The sequence below is a fragment of the Gluconacetobacter entanii genome (assembly GCF_013155425.1).
GTDB lineage: Bacteria > Pseudomonadota > Alphaproteobacteria > Acetobacterales > Acetobacteraceae > Novacetimonas > Novacetimonas entanii.
Genome location: NZ_JABJWD010000010.1, coordinates 1 through 22,152, shown reverse-complemented (window position 1 = coordinate 22,152; position 22,152 = coordinate 1). Strand labels below are relative to the sequence as shown.

Here is a 22,152-nt window from a genome sequence, read left to right as displayed (position 1 = left end):
ATAAAGAAGTTTCTGCTGAAGCTTTTGATCGAAAAAGCTTCAGAAAAACGCCGCCCTTTTTGAAAACAGGCAGCACCCGAAGACTTCCATCACTTTCAGTCCGGGATGACAATCCGGACGCGCAGGCCGCCCGACGGGCTGCTGTCCAGCCGGATTTCGCCCCCATGCGCATGGATGATGTCACGCGCGATGGCAAGGCCCAGCCCGGTGCCCCCGTCACGCCCGCTTTCAAAGGGGCGAAAGACGCTCTCGCGGCGTGATTCGTCAATCCCGCACCCGTCATCATCGACATAGATGACGGTGCTGCTGCGCTTCTTGCGCGCACTCAGCCGGATGTGGCTGGCGTGGCGGCGTGCATTGTCCACGATGTTCGACAGCACGCGCCGGAACGCGGCCGGGCGCACCACGATATACGACGCGCGCGTGACAAGGACGCTGACATCACGCGCCCCGGCACGGCGGGCGGCCGTTGCGACCTCCTCGAGCAGTTCGCGCACATCCACCATTGCCGGAACTTCCGCCCCCTCCCCCCGCGCAAAGGACAGGTAGCTCTCGATCATGCGTTCCATCTCCCCGACATCGGCCACCATGTCCTCGATATCGGGTTGCAGGTCCGCCGCGCGGATGGTCCCCTGACGCGGCACCATCGCCAGCGTCAGGCGCAGGCGCGTCAATGGTGTGCGCAGGTCGTGCGAGACCCCGGCCAGCACGGATGTCCTCTGTTCCACAAAGCGGAAGATGCGGTCGCGCATGCGGTTGAACGCCACCGCCGCCTTGCGGATTTCCTGCGCGCCTTCGGGGTGGATGGGGTCGATGTCGCGTCCCAGCCCGAACAGTTCCGCCGCCCGCGCCAGCCGCCGTATGGCGCGCACCTGATTGCGCATGAAAAAGGCCGCGATGCAGAACAGCAGCAGCGCACTGCCCGTCGCCCATGCGACAAACAGCCACACCGGCGCCACATCCAGCCGCTTGCGCGGTGTATCGACACGCAGTACCCCGTCGGGCATCTGGATGAAGACCGACACGATATGGCGGTCGCTTTTCCAGTCCACGAAGGCCGGACGTCCGATCGCGACACGCAGGTCACGCACTAGGTCGTCATCCACCGGTCCCAGCACATGGTTCGATCCCACGCGCTGCAGGCTTTCCCCCTCGCGCCATGTCATGTGCAACTGCGCACGGTCGCGCACGTCGCGCAGGATCCACGCGCGGTCCGATGGCGCGGGATAGCGTTCCATGATGTCGATGGTCATGGCGATATTGTTCACCACGCCCGCCGACAGCCGCCGCGAGACGATCTTGAGGTAATTGCCGTAAAACAGTTCGAGCGAGATCCCCTGCGTCACCAGCAGGGGAATGAACCCGATCAGCAGCATGCGCCCCAGCAGAGAGCGCGGCAGCACACGCCGCACCAGCCGGTCCAGATGGCGCATCACGGCGGAACGGTTTTCAACCGGTGATGGGGGTTCGGCATGCTGTCTCATGGATCATCCCGCGCGCCCCGGGCCGCCCGACATAAAAAAAGCCGACCCCATACGGAAGCCGGCTTTTCCCACGGGCGGAGCCCGGTATCTGAAAACAGATCAGAACCCTTCGCGTTCCAGACGCTTGCGCTCCATCTTGCGCGCACGGCGCACGGCTTCAGCGGCTTCACGCGCCTTGCGTTCAGACGGCTTTTCATAGTGCCGACGCAGCTTCATTTCCCGGAAGATGCCTTCACGCTGCATCTTCTTCTTGAGGGCCTTGAGAGCCTGATCGACGTTATTATCACGAACGAGAACCTGCACTGGGTCGTCAACTCCTGCTGTAAGCCGTCACTTGCGCCGGCGGCGATGGGTATCTGTAATGGGGGATGACCGCCCGAGGCCATTCCCTGCGTGCGATTCCCAAACGGGCCGCACCTATATCACAGCCCGATCCGGCAATACAAATCTTTCCGGTGGTTTTACACCGCGCCTGCACAGGTTATTTCACGACCGTCCCATGCACCCGACGCAGGTGACGCGTTTTCATGCCAGATGCAAAGGATCAACGCCCGCCATGACCCTGCTCAAGATCGCCCGGATGGGGCACCCCGTGCTGCTGCGCCGCGCGGCCCCCGTCGAAGACCCCACCAGCACCGACATCGCGCGCCTGGTGGCCGACATGATCGAGACGATGGAGGATGCGGGTGGCGTGGGCCTTGCCGCGCCACAGGTCCACCGTTCCTGCCGGGTGTTCATCTATCGCGTGCCCGCGGCCCGCAGCACCGGCGCGCCCGATGACCTGCCCTGCGGCCCGCAGGTCCTGATCAACCCGCATATCACGCCGGTCGGGGATGAAACGGTCCTGCGGCTGGAGGGATGCCTGTCGATTCCGGGCCTGCGCGGATGGGTCCCGCGCCACACCCGCATCGCCTATCACGGGCTGAATGCACGGGGGCAGAGGGTCGAGGGCACGGCATCGGGATTTGTGGCGAATGTCATGCAACATGAATATGATCACCTGAACGGCATATTATATCCGATGCGGATGAACGATCTGGGAAAGATGGGGTTTGACACTGAAATGGCACGTTACGGAGAACAGCAGGCATGATCGGGTCCCTCATCACGGCATCGGCCACATCGTGCCTGCAGCCCCCCGCCATCGATCATTCCCCCGCGCGTGACGCCGCCCTGCGCCGCATGGTGGAGGGCGTGGGACGGCGCGAATGGTCCATGGCCACCCTGAAGCAGGTCGCGGGCGAGGATGCCGACCTGCTGTTCCCCGGTGGGATCGCCGAAGTGGCGGAGGCATATTTCGACCTTGCCGACCGCGACATGCTGGACGCCGCACATGGATTCCATTCGCGCAAGCTCAGCCGCCGCGTCCGCGCCGCGATCATGTTCCGCCTGACGCAGGCCGCAGGCTATCGCCCCGCCGTGCGCCATGCCCTTTCGGTGCTGATGATGCCGGGGCATGCCCGCCTGCTGGCACGCAGCATCTCGCGCAGCGTCAACGCCATCTGGACCGCCGCCGGTGACGATTCGCAGGGCGTGACCTACATGACCAAGCGTGCGTCGCTGGCGGGGATCTATGTCGCCACCCTACTATTCTGGCTGGCGCGCGGCGGCAACATGGCGACGGTGGAGGAATTCCTTGACCGGCGCCTTGCCAATATCGCGCAGGTTACACGGCTGAAGAACCGCCTGCTCGGGCGTCCGTTCTGACCGACCCGTTGGCCCGCCGCATCCACATGCCCTGCCCTTGACCGAACGCCGTCCCCCACCACCGGCAAGCCGTCCCGCACGCCCGCACGCCGGCGTCGAACTGCTGTTCCTGCGCGACGAGGACATGCGCCAGGCGCAGATGCTGATGACACAGGCCTGCCGTGGCTTTGCCGGCCTGCTCGATCCCCTGCTGGAGGAAATGCAGATCGGGCACGCGCACCAGCGGATCCTCCAGTTCGTGAAGAACGAGCCGGATATTTCCGTCGGCGCCCTGCTGGACATTCTGGCGATTACCAAGCAAAGCATGGCCCGTGCCCTCAATGACCTCATGCGTCGCGGGCTGATCCACCAGCATACCAGCAGCCGTGACCGGCGCATGCGCCTGCTGCGCCTGACCGATGCCGGGTACGAGATGGAACGTCGCCTGTTTGAACGCCAGCGCGACGTCGTGCTGCGGGTCTATCGCGATGCCGGGGGACCGGCGGTGGAAGGATTCCGCCGGGTCATGCGGGGCCTGATAGAGGAATCACGGAACATGGCGCGCCATCGCGATGCCCAAGCACCCGGTCAGACACAACGGAGTCGTGAATGAACAGGTCCCCCCGTCCCGCTTCCACCACCATGCCGCCACGCGACCCGGCGAACGTGGATGCCCATATCGTGGTGGTCGATGACGATCCGCGCCTGCGTCGCCTGCTGCAACGCTACCTGACCGAACAGGGCTTCCGTGTCAGTGCCGCGGCTTCCGCGCATGAGGCGCGGCAGGTCCTTGGCTTCATGCAGCCTGACGCGCTTGTGCTCGACATCACCATGCCGGGCGAAAACGGGCTGGAACTGACACGGGAACTGCGTAACGAAGGGCTGGATTTCCCCATCCTGCTGCTGACCGCGCGCGGGGAGCCGGAAGACAGGATCATCGGGCTGGAAGCCGGGGCCGACGATTACCTCGGCAAGCCTTTCGAGCCGCGTGAACTGCTGTTGCGCCTCAAGGCGCACCTGCGCCGCTTCGCCCCGCCGCCGCCCACCAACAACCTGCGCATCGTGCGCCTTGGCGAACTGGAGTTCGACCCCGCCCGCAGCCTGCTGAGCGGACGCGACGGAATCGTGCACCTGACGGGCGGCGAATCCGCATTGCTCGCCGTGCTGGCGCGCCATCCCAACGAAGTCCTGTCACGCCATGAAATCGCGCAGACGCTGGAAATGGACGAAATCGGCGAACGCGCCGTCGATGTGCAGGTCACGCGCCTGCGCCGCCGGATCGAACCCGACCCGAGGGAACCGCGATTCCTCCAGACCGTGCGGGGCAAGGGGTATGTGCTCAAGCCCGGCCTGTGAGGGGGCTGGCCTGTTTTCAGGAAGGCTGCGTTTTTCGAAGCTTTTTGAAAAAAGCTTCACCAAAAACTTCCTTACGATTGCCAGGCATTGCCCGGCGGGGAGAGTGCGCCCCCCCTGCCCCCGTTTCATGGACAAGTCATGGTTTCCAAAGGGCAATGCCCTTTGGCGGGTTTCAGGGCAGAGCCCTGATCCTTCACAAGACAAAAAAAAGCCGCACCTGTTTCCCAGATGCGACTTTCTTACATAACGTCACTGCAAGACGCAGGATCAGCCCTGCTGGAGCTTGTCGAGTTCGCGGACCACCGCCTCACCCATCACCTCGGTGCCGACGACGGCCATGCCGGGGCTCATGATGTCGGGGGTGCGCAGGCCACTGGCCAGCACGTTGGCCACCGCCGTCTCGATCATCGCGGCATCTTCGAGCATGTTGAACGAATACCGCAGCAGCATCGCAAACGACAGGATCTGCGCCAGCGGGTTGGCCTGCCCCTTGCCCGCGATGTCGGGCGCGCTGCCATGGATCGGCTCATACAGGGCCGGACGCTTGCCATTGGCATCCACGGCCCCCAGCGTGGCGGACGGCAGCATGCCAAGGCTGCCGGTCAGCATGGAGGCAAGGTCGGACAGCAGGTCGCCAAACAGGTTGCCGGTCACGATCACATCGAACTGACGCGGGTTGCGCACCAACTGCATCGCGCAGTTATCGGCCAGCATGTGCGTCAGTTCCACATCCGCGTATTCACGCGCATGCAGGTCGGTCACGACCTCCTTCCACAGCAGACCGCTTTCCATCACGTTGCACTTCTCGACGGAGCAGACGCGATTGTCCCGCTTGCGTGCAAGGTCAAAGGCCACGCGGGCGACGCGCTCGATTTCCGGGGTGGTATAGACCTCGGTATTGATGCCGCGCCGCGACCCGTCGGGCAGGGTCTCGATCCCGCGCGGGTTGCCGAAATAGATGCCGCCCACCGTTTCGCGCACGATCATGATGTCAAGCCCGCGCACCACTTCGGGCTTCAGCGTGCTGGCATCGGCCAGCGCGTCGAACACCTTGGCCGGGCGCAGGTTGGCGAACAGGCCAAGCTCCTGGCGCAGTTTCAGGATCGCGATTTCAGGGCGACGGTCGAACCCGGCGGATGCCCATTTGGGGTCCCCCACCGAACCGAACAGCACGGCATCGGCGGCGCGGGCCTCGTCAATCACTTCCTGACGGATCGGCACGCCATGGACCGCCAGCGACGCGCCACCGACCAGGTCCTCGGTAATGTCGAAATTGATCCCGCGCGCACGGCTCATCCACGCCATGATGCGCGCGACCTCGCGCATGATTTCCGGTCCGATGCCATCGCCAGGGAGGATCAGAAGTTTCTTGGTTTCGGACATGATAGCTCCCTGCTGAAAAAGCGACCGGTGAGGGTCAGTCAATGGTGATGGAGGGCATCCACGGCTCATCATGCCGACGCCGGGCCTCGAACGTCTCGATCGCGGACTCGTGCTGCAGGGTCTGGCCGATATCGTCGAGCCCCTCCAGCAGCAGGCGCTTGCGCAGGGGATCGACCTCGAACGGGATTTCACTTCCGTCGGGACGCACCACCACCTGCCGGGGCAGGTCGATGGTAATGCGCGAATTTTCGCCCATCCGCGCATCGGCCATCAGTTCGTCGCACACCTCGCGCGGCAGGGCGATGGGCAGGATGCCGTTCTTGAAACAGTTATTGAAAAAGATATCCGCAAATGACGGCGCAATGACGCAGCGGATGCCGAAATCCAGCAGCGCCCACGGCGCATGTTCACGCGACGAACCGCAGCCAAGGTTGTCGTGGGTAATCAGGATCTGCGACTTGCGGTAGGGATCCCGGTTCAGGACGAAATCGGGATTTTCCGACCCGTCCGCGTTGTAGCGCATGCTGTCGAACGCATGCACGCCAAGGCCTGAACGTTTGGTCGTCTTGAGGAAGCGCGCCGGAATGATCTTGTCGGTATCAATGTTTTCCTGCGGCAGGGGGGCGGCGATCGCCGTCAGGACCGTGAACTTATCCATGTCAGATCAACTCCCGCACATCGGTCAGGCATCCCGTCACGGCGGCGGCGGCGGCCATGGCGGGCGACAGCAGGTGGGTGCGTCCGCCCGGTCCCTGACGTCCTTCAAAATTACGGTTGGAGGTAGAGGCACAGCGCTGCCCCGGCGTCAGCTTGTCCGGGTTCATGCCCAGGCACATCGAACACCCGGCCTCGCGCCATTCAAACCCGGCGTCGAGGAAGATGCGGTCCAGACCCTCCTCCTCCGCCTGCGCCTTCACGACGCCCGATCCGGGCACGATCATCGCGCGCACGTCCTGCGCCACATGGCGGCCCGACACGATGGCGGCGGCTGCACGCAGGTCCTCGATCCGGCTGTTGGTGCATGACCCGATGAACACGACATCGACCGGCGTGCCCGCGATCTTCTGCCCCGCCTGCAGGCCCATATAATCCAGCATGCGCTGCATCTGCGCACGTCGCGCGGCATCAGGTTCAGCGGCCGGGTCGGGGACGGTGCCGGTCACGGGAATGACGGTTTCGGGACTGGTGCCCCATGTCAGGACCGGCGGGATGTCCTCGGCGCGCAGTTCGACGACCTTGTCGTAATGGGCACCATCGTCAGAGGCCAGCGTCTTCCAGTAGGCGACGGCCTGGTCGAACGCCTCGCCCTTCGGTGCGAAGGGACGGCCGCGCACATATTCGAACGTCGTCTCGTCCGGGGCGACAAGCCCGGCGCGCGCACCGGCCTCGATCGACATGTTGCAGATCGTCATGCGACCCGCCATGTCCAGCGCCCGGATGGCCGATCCCGTGAATTCGATGATGTAGCCCGTCCCGCCCGCGGTGCCGAGTTTGCCGATGATCGCGAGCATGATGTCCTTGGCGCTGACGCCGGGGCCGACCTGCCCCTCCACCGCGACCTTCATGTTTTTCGCAGGCTTCTGCAGCAGCGTCTGCGTGGCCATCACGTGCTCGACCTCGGACGTGCCGATGCCGAACGCCAGCGCGCCGAGCGCCCCGTGCGTGGAGGTATGGCTGTCGCCGCACACGATGGTCATGCCCGGCAGGGAAATCCCCTGCTCCGGGCCGACGACATGGACGATGCCCTGACGTTCCGACAGCAGCGGGAAATACGGCACGCCGAATTCCGCAACATTGCGTTCCAGCGTCTCGATCTGGTTGCGGCTTTCGGGTTCCTCGATCGGCAGGGTGCGGTCAGAGGTCGGCACGTTATGATCGACCACCGCGATCATCGCCTCGGGGTGGCGCAGGCGCCGTCCCGTCATGCGCAGGCCCTCGAACGCCTGCGGGCTGGTCACCTCATGGATAAGGTGCCGGTCGATATAAAGAATGGCCGTACCATCCGGGAGACGTTCCACGACATGACTGTCCCAGATCTTGTCGAACAGCGTACGTGCAGCCATCAGTTCCTATCCCCCAGCATACGGCACTACCGGATTGATCCTTCGCGGCCTTGTCGTGACAGCAGGGGCGAACGATCCCGGTCGGCAATAAGTAAAAGCCGCCCCCGCGGTCCACCACCCTTTCGGATGGCGGCGCGGGCGACGGCGGTAGCACAAATCAGTTGGCCTTGGCTTCCGCGGCGGCAGGCGCTGCGGCCTTGGCGGCGGCGGGCGTCGTGTCGCGGGGACGCTCGGCAATGCGGGCGGACTTGCCGCGACGGCCACGCAGGTAATACAGCTTCGCACGACGCACGACACCGCGACGGACCACCGTGATTTCGGCAATGGCGGGCGAATACAGCGGGAACACGCGCTCCACACCTTCACCATTGGAAATCTTGCGCACGGTGAAGTTGCTGTTCAGGCCCTTGTTCGAACGGGCGATCACCACGCCTTCATAGGCCTGGACGCGCTTGCGCGAACCTTCGACCACGTGCACGCCAACGCGCACCGTGTCGCCCGGCGCGAAATCCGGCACGGCGCGGGTCGCGGTCAGGCGGGCGATTTCTTCCGCCTCGTATTTCTGGATGATGTTCATGATCGGGTCCTCAGTTGATTGGTTTGTATTCAGTTCAGCCGATCCGCACTGGCGCGCGCGCCAGCAGGTCGGGACGTGTCTTCACCGGCACGCGCCACATGGGCGGCCCACAGGTCGGGCCGTCTCTGCCGCGTTGCCGCCTCGGCCATTTCATGACGCCACCGGGCGATCGCGCCATGATGACCGGACAGCAGGACATCGGGCACGTCACGTCCCTCCCACTGCGCCGGCTTGGTATAAAGCGGGTATTCAAGCAGGCCATCGGCGAAGCTTTCCTCCGCAGCACTGGCATCCGACCCCATGACGCCCGGCAGCAGCCGCACGCAGGCATCGAGCAGCACAAGCGCCGCGACCTCGCCCCCCGACAGGATATAGTCACCGATGGAGACCTGTTCGATGTCGCGCGCCTCAAGCACGCGTTCGTCCACGCCTTCATAACGGCCACACAGCACGACAACCCCCGGCCCCGCCGCGTAACGCCGGACATCCGCCTGCGTCAGCGTGCGCCCGCGTGGCGTGGGATAGATCACCGGCCGCCCGTCGGGCACGACATCGTCAAGCGCCGCCGACACGACATCGGGCCGCATCACCATGCCCGCCCCGCCACCGAACGGCGTGTCGTCGATGGTGCGGTGACGGCCAAGCCCATGCGCGCGCAGGTCCTGCGTGTGCATCGACCAGATCCCCTCGCGCAGCGCGCGCCCCGCGAGCGAGCATCCCAGCGAACCGGGAAACATCTCCGGGAACAGGGTCAGCGCGGTGGCCTGCCACGTCGTCATGCCACGGACTCCGCCGCGCCATCGCCGGGGAAGTATTCCGCCGGGACCTCGATCTCATCAGGCAGGACGACCTCGATCCGGCGCGCGCCCATGTCCACGACAGGCACGCAGGCCCGTGTGAACGGCAGCAGGACCGTGCCTTCCTCCCCACCCGTGATCTCCAGACTGACGCCCGCGCCATAGTCATGGACCAGACGCACATGGCCGAGTTCCCGCGACGGCGTGCTTCCCTGCTCGATCACCTGCATCCCCACGAGGTCGGCGACATAGAATTCGTCTTCCTCGGGTTCCGGCAGGTCCGCGCGCCCGACATAGAGCTTGCGGTTGACCAGTTTCTGCGCGTCCTCGCGGCTGGAGACCGCCTGCCCCGCGCCATCGCGCAGTTCGGCAATCCCCTTCCCCCGCCATGACAGGTGCCAGGCATTCCCGTGCTCGTCACGAAGCACCCCGTAACGGGCAAGGTCTTCGGGCACGGCGGCATAGCTGTGCACATGCACAAGCCCACGCACGCCATGCGGCCGTCCCACCACGCCCATCAGGATACGATCGCGATCCATCGCCTGCCTTCTATCGTGCCTGCCCGCCTACCGTCGTGCCTCAGGCCGCGGCGGTCGCGGCGGCGGCGGCAGCAGCGCGTTCCTGCGCACGCTTCTTCGGCGCGGACTTCTTCGGCTGCTCGTTCCAGGTCGGCTTCGGCGCCAGGCCGGCATTGCCCAGGAAGCGGGCGACACGGTCGGTCGGCAGCGCGCCGTTGGACAGCCAGTGGGTGATGCGCTCACCCACCAGACGCACGCGGTCGGCGTGGTCGGACGGCAGCATCGGGTTGTAGGAACCGACCTTCTCGATGAAGCGGCCATCGCGGGGCGAACGGCTGTCGGCCACGACGATGTGGTAGTAGGGACGCTTCTTCGCACCGGCGCGTGCAAGGCGGATCTTGAGGCTCATTCAGACTTCTCCACAAAACAATTTGTAAAAACACACAAAAGGGAAACGCGATGCGGCATCAGCCAAACGGCGGACGTCCACCCCCGCCGGGGGGACGTCCCCCGCCGGGCATCAGCGCGGAAAGGCCCTGACGCATCAGTCCCTTCACTCCCAACCTGTTCAACCGCTTCATCATCGAGGACATGGTGTCGTACTGCTTGAGCAGCCGGTTCACTTCCTGCACGGTTGTTCCCGACCCTGCGGCGATGCGCTTCTTGCGCGACGCCTTGATGATGGCGGGCGTCTTGCGCTCCGCCTTGGTCATGGATGAAATGATGGCCTGGTGACGGCCAAGGACCGACGTGTCGATGTCCTTGTCGCCCATGGCCTCCTTCAGCTTGCCCATGCCCGGCAGCATGTTCAGGATGCCCGAGATGGACCCCATCTTGTTGATCTGCCGGATCTGGGCCGCATAGTCGTCGAGGTCGAACTTGCCCTGCAGCATCTTCGCTGCAATCTTCTCGCTCTCCTCGTGGTCGAGCGTATCGGCGGCCTTCTCGACCAGTCCCGCGATATCGCCAAGGCCAAGGATACGGCCCGCGACACGTTCGGGATGGAATTCCTCCAGCGCGTCGAGCTTTTCGCCCGAACCCGTCAGCTTGATGGGCGCGCCGGTGATCGCGCGCATCGACAGCGCGGCGCCACCACGCGCGTCACCATCCATGCGGGTCATGACCACGCCGGTAACGCCCACGGCCTCGTTGAACGCCTTGGCGGTGTTGACGGCGTCCTGCCCGGTCATCGCATCGACGACCAGCAGCGTTTCCGCGGGCTGGGTCTCGGCACGGATGGCCCGCACCTCGTCCATCAGCGCCTCGTCGATCGACAGGCGGCCGGCGGTATCGAGGATGACGATGTCATAGCCTTCGCGGCGCCCGACTTCCATCGCGCGGCGGGCGATCTCCACCGGGGTCTGCCCCGCGATGATCGGCAGGGAGGCGACACCCGCGCGTTCGGCCAGTTGCTGCAACTGCAACTGCGCCGCCGGGCGCTGCGTATCGAGGCTGGCGAGCAGCACCTTGCGGCGTTCACGCGTGGCGAGGCGCAGCGCGATCTTGCCCGAGGTCGTCGTCTTGCCTGATCCCTGCAGGCCCACCATCAGGATGGGCACGGGGGGCACGGCGTTGAGGTTCAGCGGCACCGCGCCCGCGCCGCCAAGCGCGTCGATCAGCGCGTCATTGACGACCTTGGCGACGGCCTGGCCGGGGGAGATGCTGTCGAGCACCTCGTGCCCGACGGCACGTTCGCGCACCTTGTTGACGAAATCCTTGACGACGGGAAGCGCCACGTCGGCGTCGAGCATCGCCAGACGCACCTCGCGCATGGCTTCGGTGACATCGGCCTCCGACAGGGTCCCGCGCTTGGCGAGGCCATCGAACACACCGGAGAGCTTGCCTGACAGCGTCTCGAACAAAGGTTTTTCCCCAAAAGAATACGCGCCACTGCGCGAGCCTTCGCGAAGTGACGTGCCTGATGTTGTGTCGGGTGTATCTGTCCCGCGCGTCGCGTGTCAAGACCTACCTGACACGCAACGCGCGGCCCGGTGCGTCACGCCACAGCGGGCGGACGCACCGGCCCTGTGGGCAGGATCAGTGCGCGGGCGGGGCCGGGGGCGCCATCAGCGCGCGCAACTGCGCATGCAGGCTGTCGGCCTGGTCCTGGTCGGCCTTGATCTGCGTCAGCTGGTCGGCGGTCAGGACATCATGGATGCGGATCGCGGTCTGCAGGCGTTCGGCCTCATGCGCCTGATGGATGCTGGCGATCTGCTGCTGCAGCGAGGTGATCTGCGCCTCGTCCACCTTGCCGGGAGTTGCCAGCAGGTCCTGGATCTGGTGGTGCAGGCCGGCTTCCTTTTCCATGTCGGCATGGAAATCGGGGTGATCGGCCTTCAGGATCGCATCGATCTTCTTGCGCTGGGCCTTCGACAGGTTGACCCGTGCAAGGAACGGCATGCCACCCGGCGCACCATGGCAGGACGGCGGCGGGGGCGGCGGTGCCGCGACGGCGGCTTCCGCGCTGATGCCTGCAAACCCGCCCACAAGCGTTGCCGCCAGAATCATCTTCTTGATCATGCTAATTTCCAATCTGTAATAACACGTCCCCCTACCCTGCACCGACTCCCGATGCGCGACAAGGGTTATCCCCGCAGCGTAGGTCATCACATGGGCGGTGAAGCCCATGTTCTTGATACGAAATGTAAGGAAGCCGCCACGGGATGCAACCACGGCGCGCAGATGTTACGCAGGCGCGACATCTTTCGCCACGACATGATGGCGCCCTGCCCTGCGGGCGGACTCAGCCAAAACGGCCGGTAATGTAATCCTGCGTGCGGCGCTGCCGCGGGGCGGTGAACATGCGGTCGGCGGTTTCGACCTCCACCACCTCCCCCATATAGAAGAATGCGACCTGATCGGCGCAGCGCGCGGCCTGCTGCAGGTTGTGCGTCACGATGGCGATGGTGAAATCCGCCTTGAGTTCATCGAGCAGTTCCTCGATCCGCGCGGTGGAGACGGGATCGAGCGCACTGGTCGGTTCGTCAAGCAGCACGACCTCGGGCCGGGTGGCGATGGTGCGCGCGATGCACAGGCGCTGCTGCTGCCCGCCGGACAGGGCGGCGGCAGACGCGCCAAGCCGGTCCTTGACCTCCGGCCACAGGGCGACACGGCGCAGCACGTCCTCCACACGGATGTCCATGTCCGCGCGCGACAGCCGTTCATGCAGCCTTACACCAAAGGCGATGTTGTCATAGATCGACATCGGAAAGGGTGTAGGCTTCTGGAACACCATGCCCACGCGCGCGCGCAGGACATTGAGGTCCACGCCCGGGCCGATGATGTTGCAGCCATCAAAGAAGACCTCCCCCGTCGCGCGCTGCCCCGGATAGAGGTCATACATCCGGTTGAGCACCCGCAGCAGCGTGGACTTGCCACATCCCGACGGGCCGATCATGCCGGTCACCTGGCGGTCGGGGAAATCGATCGAGATGTTCTTCAGCGCATGGTGCGCGCCGTAATAGAAATCGAGGTTGCGGACCGAAATGGCGACCCCTGTCGCGTCCGCTGCCTGCTGTGTGTCTTCCACGTTCATTTCCTGTTACGCCCCAGCCCAACCCTTACGGCGATGTTTATCATCAGTATCCCTGCGGTGATCAGCATCGCACCCGTCCATGCCATCTGCGTCCAGTCGGGATAGGCGGAGCCCGCATACTGGTAAATGGCGATCGGCAGGCTGGCCATCGGCGCATCGGGCCGCACGGACCAGTTCATGTTCCCCAGCGAGGTGAACAGCAGCGGCGCGGTTTCCCCCGACACGCGCGCCAGCGCCAGCAGGATGCCCGTCGCCACCCCTTCACGCGCGGCACGCAGGCAGATGAACAGCACCACGCGCCAGCGCGGCGCGCCGAGTGCGAACGCCGCCTCCCGCATGGCGACGGGCACGAGGCGCAGCATGTCCTCCGTCGTGCGGACCACCACCGGCACCACCAGCATTGCCAGCGCCAGCGCCCCGGCAATGCCGGAGAAATGACCCGACGGCACCACGATGATCATATAGATGAACAGGCCGACAAGGATGGACGGCGCGGACAGCAGCAGGTCGGAGACAAACCGCACCGCACCCAGCAACCGCCCGTCTGTCGCCGCGAATTCCGCAAGGTAGATCCCCGCCAGCAGTCCGGCGGGCGCGCCGATCAGCACCGCAAGACCCGTCTGGATCAGGCTGCCGACGATGGCATTGGCAAGGCCGCCCCCATGTCCCGGCGCCAGGGTGATATGGGTGAAGGTCTGCCACGAAATCCCCGCCAGACCGTTGCGCAGCAGCACGAACAGAATGGAGGTCAGCATCAGCAGGACCAGCGCCGTGGCAACATAGCAGAAGCCCGTCGCCACCCGGTCGGCAAGGCGCCGGCGCGCGTCGAACGCACCGTCGCGCCGCCAGCCGGGACCGGAACATGGCGATGTGGCGCCGGATCCCCCGGCGCGCGTGGAGGTTTCGTGCATGCCCATCACTTCGCCGTCCGCGCGGAACGCAGCAGCCAGCGCGAACACATCAGCGTCGCGAACGAGATGATCATGAGCAGGAACCCCGCCGCCATCAGGGAGGAGAATTTCAGGCTCCCCATCGCGCTTTCAGGAAATTCCAGCGCGATGAGCGAGGCGATCGTGTTCCCCGGCGAAAACAGCGACCAGCCGATATGGTTCGCATTGCCGATGACAAAGGTGATGGCCATCGTCTCGCCCAGCGCGCGGCCCAGCCCCAGCATGATCCCGCCGACCACCGCCGTGCGTGACCATGGCAGCACGATGCGGCGCATGACCTCCCATCGCGTCATGCCAAGCCCGTAGGCGCTTTCCTTCAGCACGGCGGGCATGGAGGTGAAGACGTCACGCATCACTGCGGAGATGAACGGCGTGATCATGACCGCAAGGATGATCCCCCCCGTCAGGAACCCGGTGCCGTACGGCGCGCCACGGAACAGCACGCCAATACCCGGCAGGCGGCCAAGCGTATGGGCCGCCGCAGGTTCGACATACCGTGCCATCAGCGGCACGATGACCGAAAATCCCCACATGCCAAAGATGATCGACGGCACGGCGGCCAGAAGCTGGATTGCCGTGCCGATGACGCTGGCCAGTCGGGCGGACGCGATTTCCGTCAGCCAGAAGGCGATCCCGAACGCCAGCGGCACGGCGATGACGATGGAAATGAGCGCGGTGACAAGGGTGCCGAACACCGGGGCCGCCGCGCCGAAATGCTGCGTCACCGGGTTCCATGTGGGGTCGATGATGAATTCCGGCCCGAACGTGGCGAACGCCCCGCGCGCGCCCCACGCCATGACCGCGATCATCCCGCCCAGCCCCAGCAGGATCAGCAGGGCGCTGCAGCGGACGATGGTGGCGAAAAGTGCATCCCCCCGTGCGCGCGTGCCCCCCGTCAGGGAAGAAGCCGAGGATGTTATAGACCGATCCATACAGAAGACCCCCGCCGCATCCGGCGCTTCGTCATGCCCATGTGTCACCTGTGTCACCCCCGGCAGGCCTGCCGCCCGTCAGGTGCGATCCCTGCCGGGACCATTACTGGACCGGCCATCCATCCTGCAACCGTCATGGGCCATGCGAGGCGGCTTTTTGCATCGGGGGGCCGTATTTCCTTGTGCCCCGCCCCACATTCACACCACGCCCGCAGCATGCAGCAGCAGGTCGCGCGCCACCTCCCGGCAGGCCCCGACATTGACGCGATGCAGGATAAAGGCATTGGGTGCGATATTGTTTTCCCCGCTCCCGACCGGCACCAGCGTCCCACGGGTCAGTTCCCCGCGACATTCCACGCCCAGCCGCGCCATGTATCCCGCGAACAGTTGGGGACACAGCAGGGAAATGATGGCCACCGCAGGGGCCATCGGCACCGCCTGCGCGCCTGCGCCACGCAGCAGGTCATGGACCATGCCACCGGCACAGCCGCGCCCAGCGAGGGCTTCGACCTCCTCCATCCAGATCCCGTCCGCCGTCACCCGCGCGACACAACCGCGCGGCAGCACCGTCACCGGCACGCCGGAGGCAAGGACAATGGCTGCGGCCTCCGGGTCGGCATGGATGTTCGCATCCGGTCCCGCCCCCTCTCCCCTGCCCGCATCCGCAAGGATCACGACCCCATGCAGGTGCGTGGCAAGGCGCGGTTCCTGAAGCAGCGCCAGCGCAAGGTTGGTCAGCGCGCCGGTGCAGCAGATGCTGACACTCCCGGCAGGATGGGCCATGGCATGGCGGATCATCGCCACGGCGGGCAATCCGGCGGCCTCCCCCGACGGCGCAGCACCGGCGGGGGCCCACACGTCATCCACCGCAAACAGCGGCAGGCCACTGCCGCCATGGACAGGAATGTCGGCACGCCCGGCCTTCTGCAGCACCATACGCGCAAGTTCCGCGGCCCGGTGCGCCTGCCGCGCCCCATCCCCGCCGGTCGTGACCAGCAGGGGAGCAAGCATGTCGGGAACCTGCAGCGCCATTACGAGTGTCGCCATATCCTGCGGCGCGCCAGTCAGGTCCAGAAGGAGGGGACGGGTCATGTCACGGCTTCCGTCTTGTTCACAAACAGTATCTGTGGGCTGTGGTGGCCTCTTGCGCGGCATACGTCAACATCTGCCATGCATGCGCCCCATTCCTCACCTATCATCACGGGCGTCATTCCCCATGCCGGACCGGCACCCAGTACAATGCCCGCCCCAGCACAAGGTCCATCCCCCACCACAGCACGACCGTCATCACCGCCAGCACCAGCAGGGCGGCGAACATCAGGTCCGTCTCGAACCGGGTGTTGGCCGTCTGCATCAGGAACCCCAACCCCGAGGACGCCCCCACCCATTCGCCCACCACGGCACCGATCGGCGCGATGGCGGTGGCGACCCGCACGCCCGAGGCCAGCGCCGGCAGGGCGGCAGGCAGACGCACATGCAGCAGCATCCGCCAGCGCGACGCCCCCATGGTGCGTGCAAGGTCGATCCAGTCCGCCGGCGTCTGGCGCAACCCGTCGGCAAAGGATGAGGTCACGGGGAAGAAGATGACCAGCACCGCCATCACGATCTTCGACGCCATGCCGAACCCGAACCACAGCACCAGCAATGGTGCCAGCGCAAAGACCGGCACCGCCTGGCTGAGCAGCACCAGCGGCATGGTCCACCGCCGCACCACGGGGGAAAGCGCCATCAGCAGCGCAAGCATGGCCCCGCCCCCCACGCCAAGCGCCAGTCCGCACACGGTCTCGATCAGTGTAGTCAGCGCGGAGTCGCCCAGAAGGGCGCGCTGTCGCCACAGGGCCCGCGCCACGGCACCGGGCGCAGGCAGCAGGTAAGGCGGGACATGCCCCCAGCGCGCGATTCCCCACCACACGCACACCAGACCCAGCAGAGTCACCACGGGACGCAGGATTCGCGCGGCAGCCGTCACGACGCCAGCATCCTGCGCCACAGGTCCGCCTGCGCCGACAGCAGCGCGGGATCGTCCACGGCGCGCGGGATCTCCATCCCGCCGGGTGCGGGCAGGGCCGACAGACGGACCGGGTCGCCCCCCATCATGAACAGCGCCTGCGCCATGCGGCAGGCCTCCAGCGGGTCATGGGTGATCAGCAGGGTCGTGCACCCCGCCAGCATCCGTGCGGCAAGTTCGTGCATCCGCAGTCGTGTGATGCTGTCCAGCGCGGAAAATGGCTCGTCCATCAAAACGACCGGCCTGCCTTCATACAGCACGCGGGCAAGGGCGACACGCTGGCGCATCCCCCCCGACAGGGCGGACGGCAGGACGGCACGCGACGCCGACAGCCCCACCCGGTCCAGCAGGTCATGCGCGCGGGCACGGTCCGGCGCCTCGCCCCGCAGGCGACTGCCCAGCATGACATTGTCATCCACCCGCGCCCACGGCAGGAGCATGTCATCCTGCCCCATCCACGCCACGCGCCCCGACAGGGACAGGCCATCATCGGTGGTGATCGTCCCGGCACCGGGCGTCATCAGACCCGCCACAAGGCGCAGCAGCGTCGTCTTGCCGATCCCGCTGCCACCCAGCAGGACCGTCAGGCGCCCGGCGGGAAACGTGCCATCAAGGTTTTCGAAAATACGCTGCCCGTCCATCGACAGGCCCAGTCCCCGCAGCATGATCGCAGGGGCGTGGCCGGTCACGGGCGTCATCATTTGCGCCGCGACGGATAGGCGATCCCCAGCGCATCGCGCGCCTGCGTGGCGAGGACATCAACACGTTCGTTGTTTTCATCGCCCGCATGGCCGCGCACCCACTGCCATGTGATGTCATGGCGGTTCGCAAGGTCCAGCAGGCGCTGCCACAGGTCCATGTTCGCCACCGGATCGCCGGAGGCATTGCGCCACCTGCGCCGTACCCACCCGGTGGACCAGCGCGTCATGCCATTGCACACATACTGGCTGTCGCTGTGCAGGATGACCTTGCACGGACGCTTCAGGCTGGCCAGGGCCTCTGCCACGGCGGTCAGTTCCATGCGGTTGTTGGTCGTCTCCGCCTCGCCGCCCGTGATCTCGCGCTCCTGCCCGCGAAACTGCAGCAGGGCGGCCCATCCGCCCGGTCCGGGATTGGGCTTGCACCCGCCATCGGTCCAGATGCGCACCACGTCATCGCCGGGCATTTCCACAGCGTCCATCGCCCCGTCCATCACAGCCACTCCAGCGGGGCGGAGGCTGCGCGGAAAAAGCGCAGCCGCCCGAGATAATCGAGGGGATTCTTGGGTGTGACCAGCGCGTCAGGCGGCGTATTGATCCAGTCATACAGGCGCGTCAGCAGGAAGCGTACCGCCGCCCCCGTCGCCAGCACCGGCAACGCGGCGCGTTCCTCCGCACTCAGGGAACGCACGCTTTCATACCCGCGCACCATCGCCCGCGCCCGGTCGGGGCAGAAGGCCACATTTTCATCAAAGCACCAGGCATTGAGCGAAATGGCGAGGTCATAGGCAAACCAGTCGGTGCAGGCGAAATAGAAATCAATCAGCCCCGACAGCCGTCCGTCGATGAAAAACACGTTATCGGGAAACAGGTCGCCATGGATCTGCCCGCGCGGCAGGGCCGGATGCATCCCCTGCCCCGGCCATGACGGCACGACAAAGGCCAGTGCCTCATCCAGTTCCGCGATCAGCCCATGCTGCACCTGATCGCCCGTCGCCCGGCATGCCTCAAGCAGCGGCGGCCATGCGGCAGGCCCCATGCTGTTGCGCCGTTCCGCAGTATATCCCGCACCATCAAGGTGCAGGCGCGCCATTGCGATACCCACCGCCTCGCAGTGGGAGGGTTCGATCCGGCGCGGCCATGCGCCCTGCAGGAAGGTAGTGATGGCGGCAGGACGCCCCGCAAGCGTGCCAAGCGTGACACCCGCGCGGTCGGCCACGGGACGCGGGCATGACAGGCCCTGCCCCGCCAGATACTGCATCAGCCCGAGGAACCACGGCAGTTCCTGCGGGTCCACGCGGCGTTCATACAGCGTCAGGATGAAATCCGCGCGCGTGGTCCGCAGCAGGAAATTGCTGTTCTCCACGCCCTCGGCAATGCCATGGCACGAAACAGGTTCGCCAATATCATAGCCCCCGACGAACTTACCAAGCTCCTCGGGGGCGACGTCCGTATAGACCGCCATCGTCGGTTACGAAAAAATCAGCCGAGTGGCGCAGGCAGGCGGAAGGTCACGTTCTCTTCCTTGACCGTGCGTTCCTCGATCTCCAGCGTGAAACGCTTGGCCAGGGCCGCGACCATTTCCTGCACCAGCGATTCCGGCGCGGAGGCCCCGGCCGTGATGCCCAGCGTCTTCACCCCGTCCAGCGCGGACCAGTCCAGCGCGTTCAGGCGCGGCACCAGCAGGGCGCGCGGCGCGCCACTGCGTTCGGCCACTTCACGCAGGCGCTGGGAGTTGGAGGAGTTGGGCGAGCCGATCACGATCACCAGGTCACAGCCCGGCGCGATCGCCTTGACCGCTTCCTGCCGGTTGGTGGTGGCATAGCAGATGTCCTCGCGCTTCGGTCCCTCGATCAGGGGGAAGCGGTCGCGCAGGATATCGACGATTTCCGCCGTGTCATCGACCGACAGCGTCGTCTGCGTGATGAAGGCGAGGCGCGAGGGATCGGCCGGCTGGACCGTGCGCGCTTCCTCCGCATCGTTGATCAGCGTGACGGCACCCGCGGGAAGCTGCCCCATCGTGCCGACGACCTCCGGATGGCCGGCATGGCCGATCATCAGGATATGGCGGCTTTCGGGGCCACCATCGGCGAAATGGCGCTCCGCCTCGCGGTGCACCTTGGACACCAGCGGGCAGGTCGCATCCAGGTACAGCAGGTTGCGGCGCATGGCCTCTGCCGGGACGGTCTTGGGCACGCCATGGGCGGAAAAGACCACGTGACCGTCGGAGGGAACCTCGTCCAGTTCCTCCACGAAGATCGCGCCCTGCGCCTCGAGCGCCTCCACCACGGTGCGGTTATGGACGATTTCATGCCGCACATAGACAGGCGCGCCATAGCGGCGGATCGCTTCCTCGACCACGCGGATCGCGCGATCGACCCCGGCGCAGAACCCGCGCGGCCCGGCAAGCAGGACCTTGAGCAGGCGGGGCGATACGTCAACGGGGGCGTGGGCATCGGGAGTATGAATCATCTGGTCGGGCATGGTGTTCCCCAAACATCCGGCGGGCGGTATAGGATACGGGCCGCGATCTGTTACAGTTGCCGGTCCCGCATCGTGATGCAATGACCCGGCCCTACGCAAACCGTGGCGATGGCGCAAGCCATTTCCCGTTCATTCTAGCCTATTCTCATATATATGTCCTCCCCACCGTGACGGGGCTTTTACATGTCCGCGTTGCGATGCCCGATTGCACAGCGTCCGTTTCAACCGCCATTATCAGCCAGCCACACGTCAAGCCCATGTCGAGCACGAAAGCCCGGAACCCCCGCATGATTGCCCTTTTCCCCTCCCGCGCGCCCCTTTCGTCCCGTTGCGTGAATTTCCTGCGCGCGCTGCCGCTGCTCGCACTGCCCCTGCTGGCGACGGGATGCCAGAATGAGTCGGATTCGATCTCTTTCGCCCCGGCCTGCCCGGTCGTCGAAATCCCGGGCGAGGCCGCCGACTACTACCAGTATGTCGGCGGCGAGCATGACCTGTCGCACCTGGTGGTCCGCGCCGCCCTGCGCGAGGTCGTCGGTTCGTGCGAGGACGGGGCCCACCGCACGGTCGTCACCAACATGCAGATCGGCCTGCATGTGGTGCGTGGCCCGGCGTCCAAGGTCAATTTCGTCAACATCCCGTATTTCGTGGCGGTGGTGTACAATGGCGAGATCAAGAGCAAGAAGCAGTTCATCGCCCATATCGAATTCGACAATGGCGACCTGCAGAAGGCCACCAGCACGCGCAACATCCCCATCACCCTGCCGATTTCGCGGCGCATCCATTCCGAACAGTACCATATCGAGGTCGGCTTCCAGTTGACGCAGGGGCAGCTTGACTTCAACCGCGCCCACCTCGTGATGCCGACCTTCCACAAGCTCTGATCCCGCCCATGCCACATGCCGGGCGCGGGGATGGCGGCATGCGCCACGCATCGCGGCATCCCCCGCGGGTGTCCGGGCGTGGCCGCCGTTCGCGCGCCCCACCGGCGCGGCGGCCTTCCTTCCCTTTCCACAGCAGCAGGCCAGCGATCCATATGAAAGCGACGCGCATGCCCCGGGAACTGTCGTTACGCGGCATTGTCCTCGGGGCGCTCATCACCCTCGTCTTTACCGCGTCGAACATCTATCTGGGGCTGAAGGTGGGGCTGACGGTTGCGTCCTCCATCCCTGCGGCCGTCATTTCCATGGCGGTGCTGCGTGCGCTTGGCGGGGCGAGCATCCTTGAAAACAACATCGTGCAGACGCAGGCCTCCGCCGCGGGCACGCTGTCATGCGTCTTCGCCTCGCTGCCCGCGCTGATCATGATCGGCTACTGGCAGCATTTCCCCTTTGTCGAAACCGCGCTCATCTCGGCCGCGGGGGGCATGACGGGGGTGCTGTTCACCATCCCGCTGCGCCGCGCCATGGTGACCGAAAGCGCCCTTCCCTACCCCGAGGGCGTGGCGGCGGCGGAAATCCTCAAGGCAGGTGAAAAGGACACCAGTCCGGCGGCCCTGCGCGCCCTGACGGGGGGCGGCGTGATCGCGGCGGTCATCACCTTCGCCTCCGCCGGGTTGCGCCTGCTGGCGGACGAGGCCTCCGTCACGCTGTCATGGGGCGGTGCGGTCTTTCGTGGGTCATGCGGGTTTTCGCTGGCGATGCTGGGGGCGGGCTACCTCGTGGGGATCGAGGGGGGGCTTGCC

26 protein-coding genes are annotated in these 22,152 nt (G+C 65.6%); 6 read left to right on the top strand and 20 right to left on the bottom strand.

What is annotated here, in order from left to right:
- Positions 1–95: 95 nt before the first annotated feature.
- Together HNH97_RS02550 and rpsU are read right to left on the bottom strand one after the other, a co-directional pair.
- Positions 96–1,484 (bottom strand): ATP-binding protein, encoded by a 1,389-nt coding sequence (locus HNH97_RS02550; protein WP_171789769.1) that lies wholly within the window; start codon positions 1,482–1,484, stop codon positions 96–98.
- 99 nt (positions 1,485–1,583) lie between these two features.
- Complete coding sequence (gene rpsU, locus HNH97_RS02545) at positions 1,584–1,787, bottom strand: 30S ribosomal protein S21 (protein WP_010506446.1); 204 nt, start codon at positions 1,785–1,787, stop codon at positions 1,584–1,586.
- 253 nt (positions 1,788–2,040) lie between these two features.
- Between rpsU and def the strand changes: the two genes are divergently transcribed.
- The 4 genes from def to HNH97_RS02525 are packed head-to-tail and all read left to right on the top strand — an operon-like array spanning position 2,041 to position 4,526.
- On the top strand, positions 2,041–2,577 hold the full coding sequence (gene def / locus HNH97_RS02540) for a peptide deformylase (protein WP_171789768.1): 537 nt from the start codon (positions 2,041–2,043) through the stop codon (positions 2,575–2,577).
- Entirely contained in the window at positions 2,574–3,191 is a 618-nt protein-coding gene (locus tag HNH97_RS02535; protein WP_171789767.1) for a COQ9 family protein, read from the top strand. The genes def and HNH97_RS02535 overlap by 4 nt, the downstream gene beginning before the upstream one ends.
- A 37-nt stretch (positions 3,192–3,228) precedes the next feature.
- Complete coding sequence (locus tag HNH97_RS02530) at positions 3,229–3,783, top strand: MarR family winged helix-turn-helix transcriptional regulator (protein WP_171789766.1); 555 nt, start codon at positions 3,229–3,231, stop codon at positions 3,781–3,783.
- A gap of 29 nt (positions 3,784–3,812) precedes the next feature.
- Entirely contained in the window at positions 3,813–4,526 is a 714-nt protein-coding gene (locus HNH97_RS02525; RefSeq protein WP_110913033.1) for a response regulator, read from the top strand.
- A gap of 267 nt (positions 4,527–4,793) precedes the next feature.
- On the opposite strand, the gene leuB is transcribed toward HNH97_RS02525, so the two are convergent.
- The 18 genes from leuB to ispH form a co-directional block, all read right to left on the bottom strand.
- Positions 4,794–5,909, bottom strand: coding sequence for a 3-isopropylmalate dehydrogenase (gene leuB / locus HNH97_RS02520; RefSeq protein WP_171789765.1), 1,116 nt, complete (start codon positions 5,907–5,909; stop codon positions 4,794–4,796).
- 34 nt (positions 5,910–5,943) lie between these two features.
- Positions 5,944–6,567 (bottom strand): 3-isopropylmalate dehydratase small subunit, encoded by a 624-nt coding sequence (gene leuD, locus HNH97_RS02515; protein WP_110913035.1) that lies wholly within the window; start codon positions 6,565–6,567, stop codon positions 5,944–5,946.
- 1 nt (position 6,568) lies between these two features.
- Positions 6,569–7,972, bottom strand: a complete 1,404-nt coding sequence (gene leuC, locus HNH97_RS02510; protein ID WP_110913036.1) for a 3-isopropylmalate dehydratase large subunit — start codon at positions 7,970–7,972, stop codon at positions 6,569–6,571.
- 157 nt (positions 7,973–8,129) lie between these two features.
- Positions 8,130–8,549, bottom strand: coding sequence for a 50S ribosomal protein L19 (rplS, locus tag HNH97_RS02505; RefSeq protein ID WP_110913037.1), 420 nt, complete (start codon positions 8,547–8,549; stop codon positions 8,130–8,132).
- Positions 8,550–8,578: 29 nt separating this feature from the next.
- Entirely contained in the window at positions 8,579–9,328 is a 750-nt protein-coding gene (gene trmD / locus HNH97_RS02500; protein ID WP_171789764.1) for a tRNA (guanosine(37)-N1)-methyltransferase TrmD, read from the bottom strand.
- Entirely contained in the window at positions 9,325–9,885 is a 561-nt protein-coding gene (rimM, locus tag HNH97_RS02495) for a ribosome maturation factor RimM (RefSeq protein WP_171789763.1), read from the bottom strand. The genes trmD and rimM overlap by 4 nt, the downstream gene beginning before the upstream one ends.
- A 40-nt stretch (positions 9,886–9,925) precedes the next feature.
- On the bottom strand, positions 9,926–10,273 hold the full coding sequence (gene rpsP, locus HNH97_RS02490) for a 30S ribosomal protein S16 (RefSeq protein ID WP_110913040.1): 348 nt from the start codon (positions 10,271–10,273) through the stop codon (positions 9,926–9,928).
- A gap of 58 nt (positions 10,274–10,331) precedes the next feature.
- Positions 10,332–11,726, bottom strand: a complete 1,395-nt coding sequence (gene ffh, locus HNH97_RS02485; protein WP_110913041.1) for a signal recognition particle protein — start codon at positions 11,724–11,726, stop codon at positions 10,332–10,334.
- A gap of 175 nt (positions 11,727–11,901) precedes the next feature.
- Complete coding sequence (locus HNH97_RS02480) at positions 11,902–12,384, bottom strand: Spy/CpxP family protein refolding chaperone (protein ID WP_110913042.1); 483 nt, start codon at positions 12,382–12,384, stop codon at positions 11,902–11,904.
- Between the two features lie 223 nt (positions 12,385–12,607).
- Positions 12,608–13,399, bottom strand: a complete 792-nt coding sequence (pstB, locus tag HNH97_RS02475) for a phosphate ABC transporter ATP-binding protein PstB (protein ID WP_110913043.1) — start codon at positions 13,397–13,399, stop codon at positions 12,608–12,610.
- Complete coding sequence (gene pstA, locus HNH97_RS02470) at positions 13,396–14,310, bottom strand: phosphate ABC transporter permease PstA (protein ID WP_171789762.1); 915 nt, start codon at positions 14,308–14,310, stop codon at positions 13,396–13,398. The genes pstB and pstA overlap by 4 nt, the downstream gene beginning before the upstream one ends.
- Positions 14,311–14,315: 5 nt before the next feature.
- Positions 14,316–15,281 (bottom strand): phosphate ABC transporter permease subunit PstC, encoded by a 966-nt coding sequence (gene pstC, locus HNH97_RS02465; protein WP_110913064.1) that lies wholly within the window; start codon positions 15,279–15,281, stop codon positions 14,316–14,318.
- Positions 15,282–15,479: 198 nt separating this feature from the next.
- Positions 15,480–16,373 (bottom strand): nucleoside hydrolase, encoded by an 894-nt coding sequence (locus HNH97_RS02460; RefSeq protein ID WP_171789761.1) that lies wholly within the window; start codon positions 16,371–16,373, stop codon positions 15,480–15,482.
- Positions 16,374–16,488: 115 nt separating this feature from the next.
- Positions 16,489–17,271: an ABC transporter permease gene (locus tag HNH97_RS02455; RefSeq protein ID WP_265145674.1), complete on the bottom strand. Its 783-nt coding sequence runs from the start codon at positions 17,269–17,271 to the stop codon at positions 16,489–16,491.
- Positions 17,247–17,987, bottom strand: coding sequence for an ABC transporter ATP-binding protein (locus tag HNH97_RS02450; RefSeq protein ID WP_171789801.1), 741 nt, complete (start codon positions 17,985–17,987; stop codon positions 17,247–17,249). Before HNH97_RS02450 ends, HNH97_RS02455 begins: the two co-directional genes overlap by 25 nt.
- Entirely contained in the window at positions 17,987–18,481 is a 495-nt protein-coding gene (rnhA, locus tag HNH97_RS02445) for a ribonuclease HI (protein WP_110913046.1), read from the bottom strand. Before rnhA ends, HNH97_RS02450 begins: the two co-directional genes overlap by 1 nt.
- The gene (locus HNH97_RS02440) at positions 18,481–19,452 is read right to left on the bottom strand and encodes a homoserine kinase (protein ID WP_171789759.1); all 972 of its coding nucleotides are present in this window, start codon (positions 19,450–19,452) and stop codon (positions 18,481–18,483) included. Before HNH97_RS02440 ends, rnhA begins: the two co-directional genes overlap by 1 nt.
- Before the next feature lie 17 nt (positions 19,453–19,469).
- On the bottom strand, positions 19,470–20,459 hold the full coding sequence (gene ispH, locus HNH97_RS02435; RefSeq protein ID WP_227744340.1) for a 4-hydroxy-3-methylbut-2-enyl diphosphate reductase: 990 nt from the start codon (positions 20,457–20,459) through the stop codon (positions 19,470–19,472).
- A gap of 299 nt (positions 20,460–20,758) precedes the next feature.
- Between ispH and HNH97_RS02430 the strand changes: the two genes are divergently transcribed.
- Positions 20,759–21,352, top strand: a complete 594-nt coding sequence (locus tag HNH97_RS02430) for a hypothetical protein (RefSeq protein ID WP_110913049.1) — start codon at positions 20,759–20,761, stop codon at positions 21,350–21,352.
- A 152-nt stretch (positions 21,353–21,504) separates the two neighbouring features.
- Positions 21,505–22,152: OPT family oligopeptide transporter (locus HNH97_RS02425; protein ID WP_171789758.1), on the top strand; the 648-nt coding region annotated here is incomplete at its 3' end.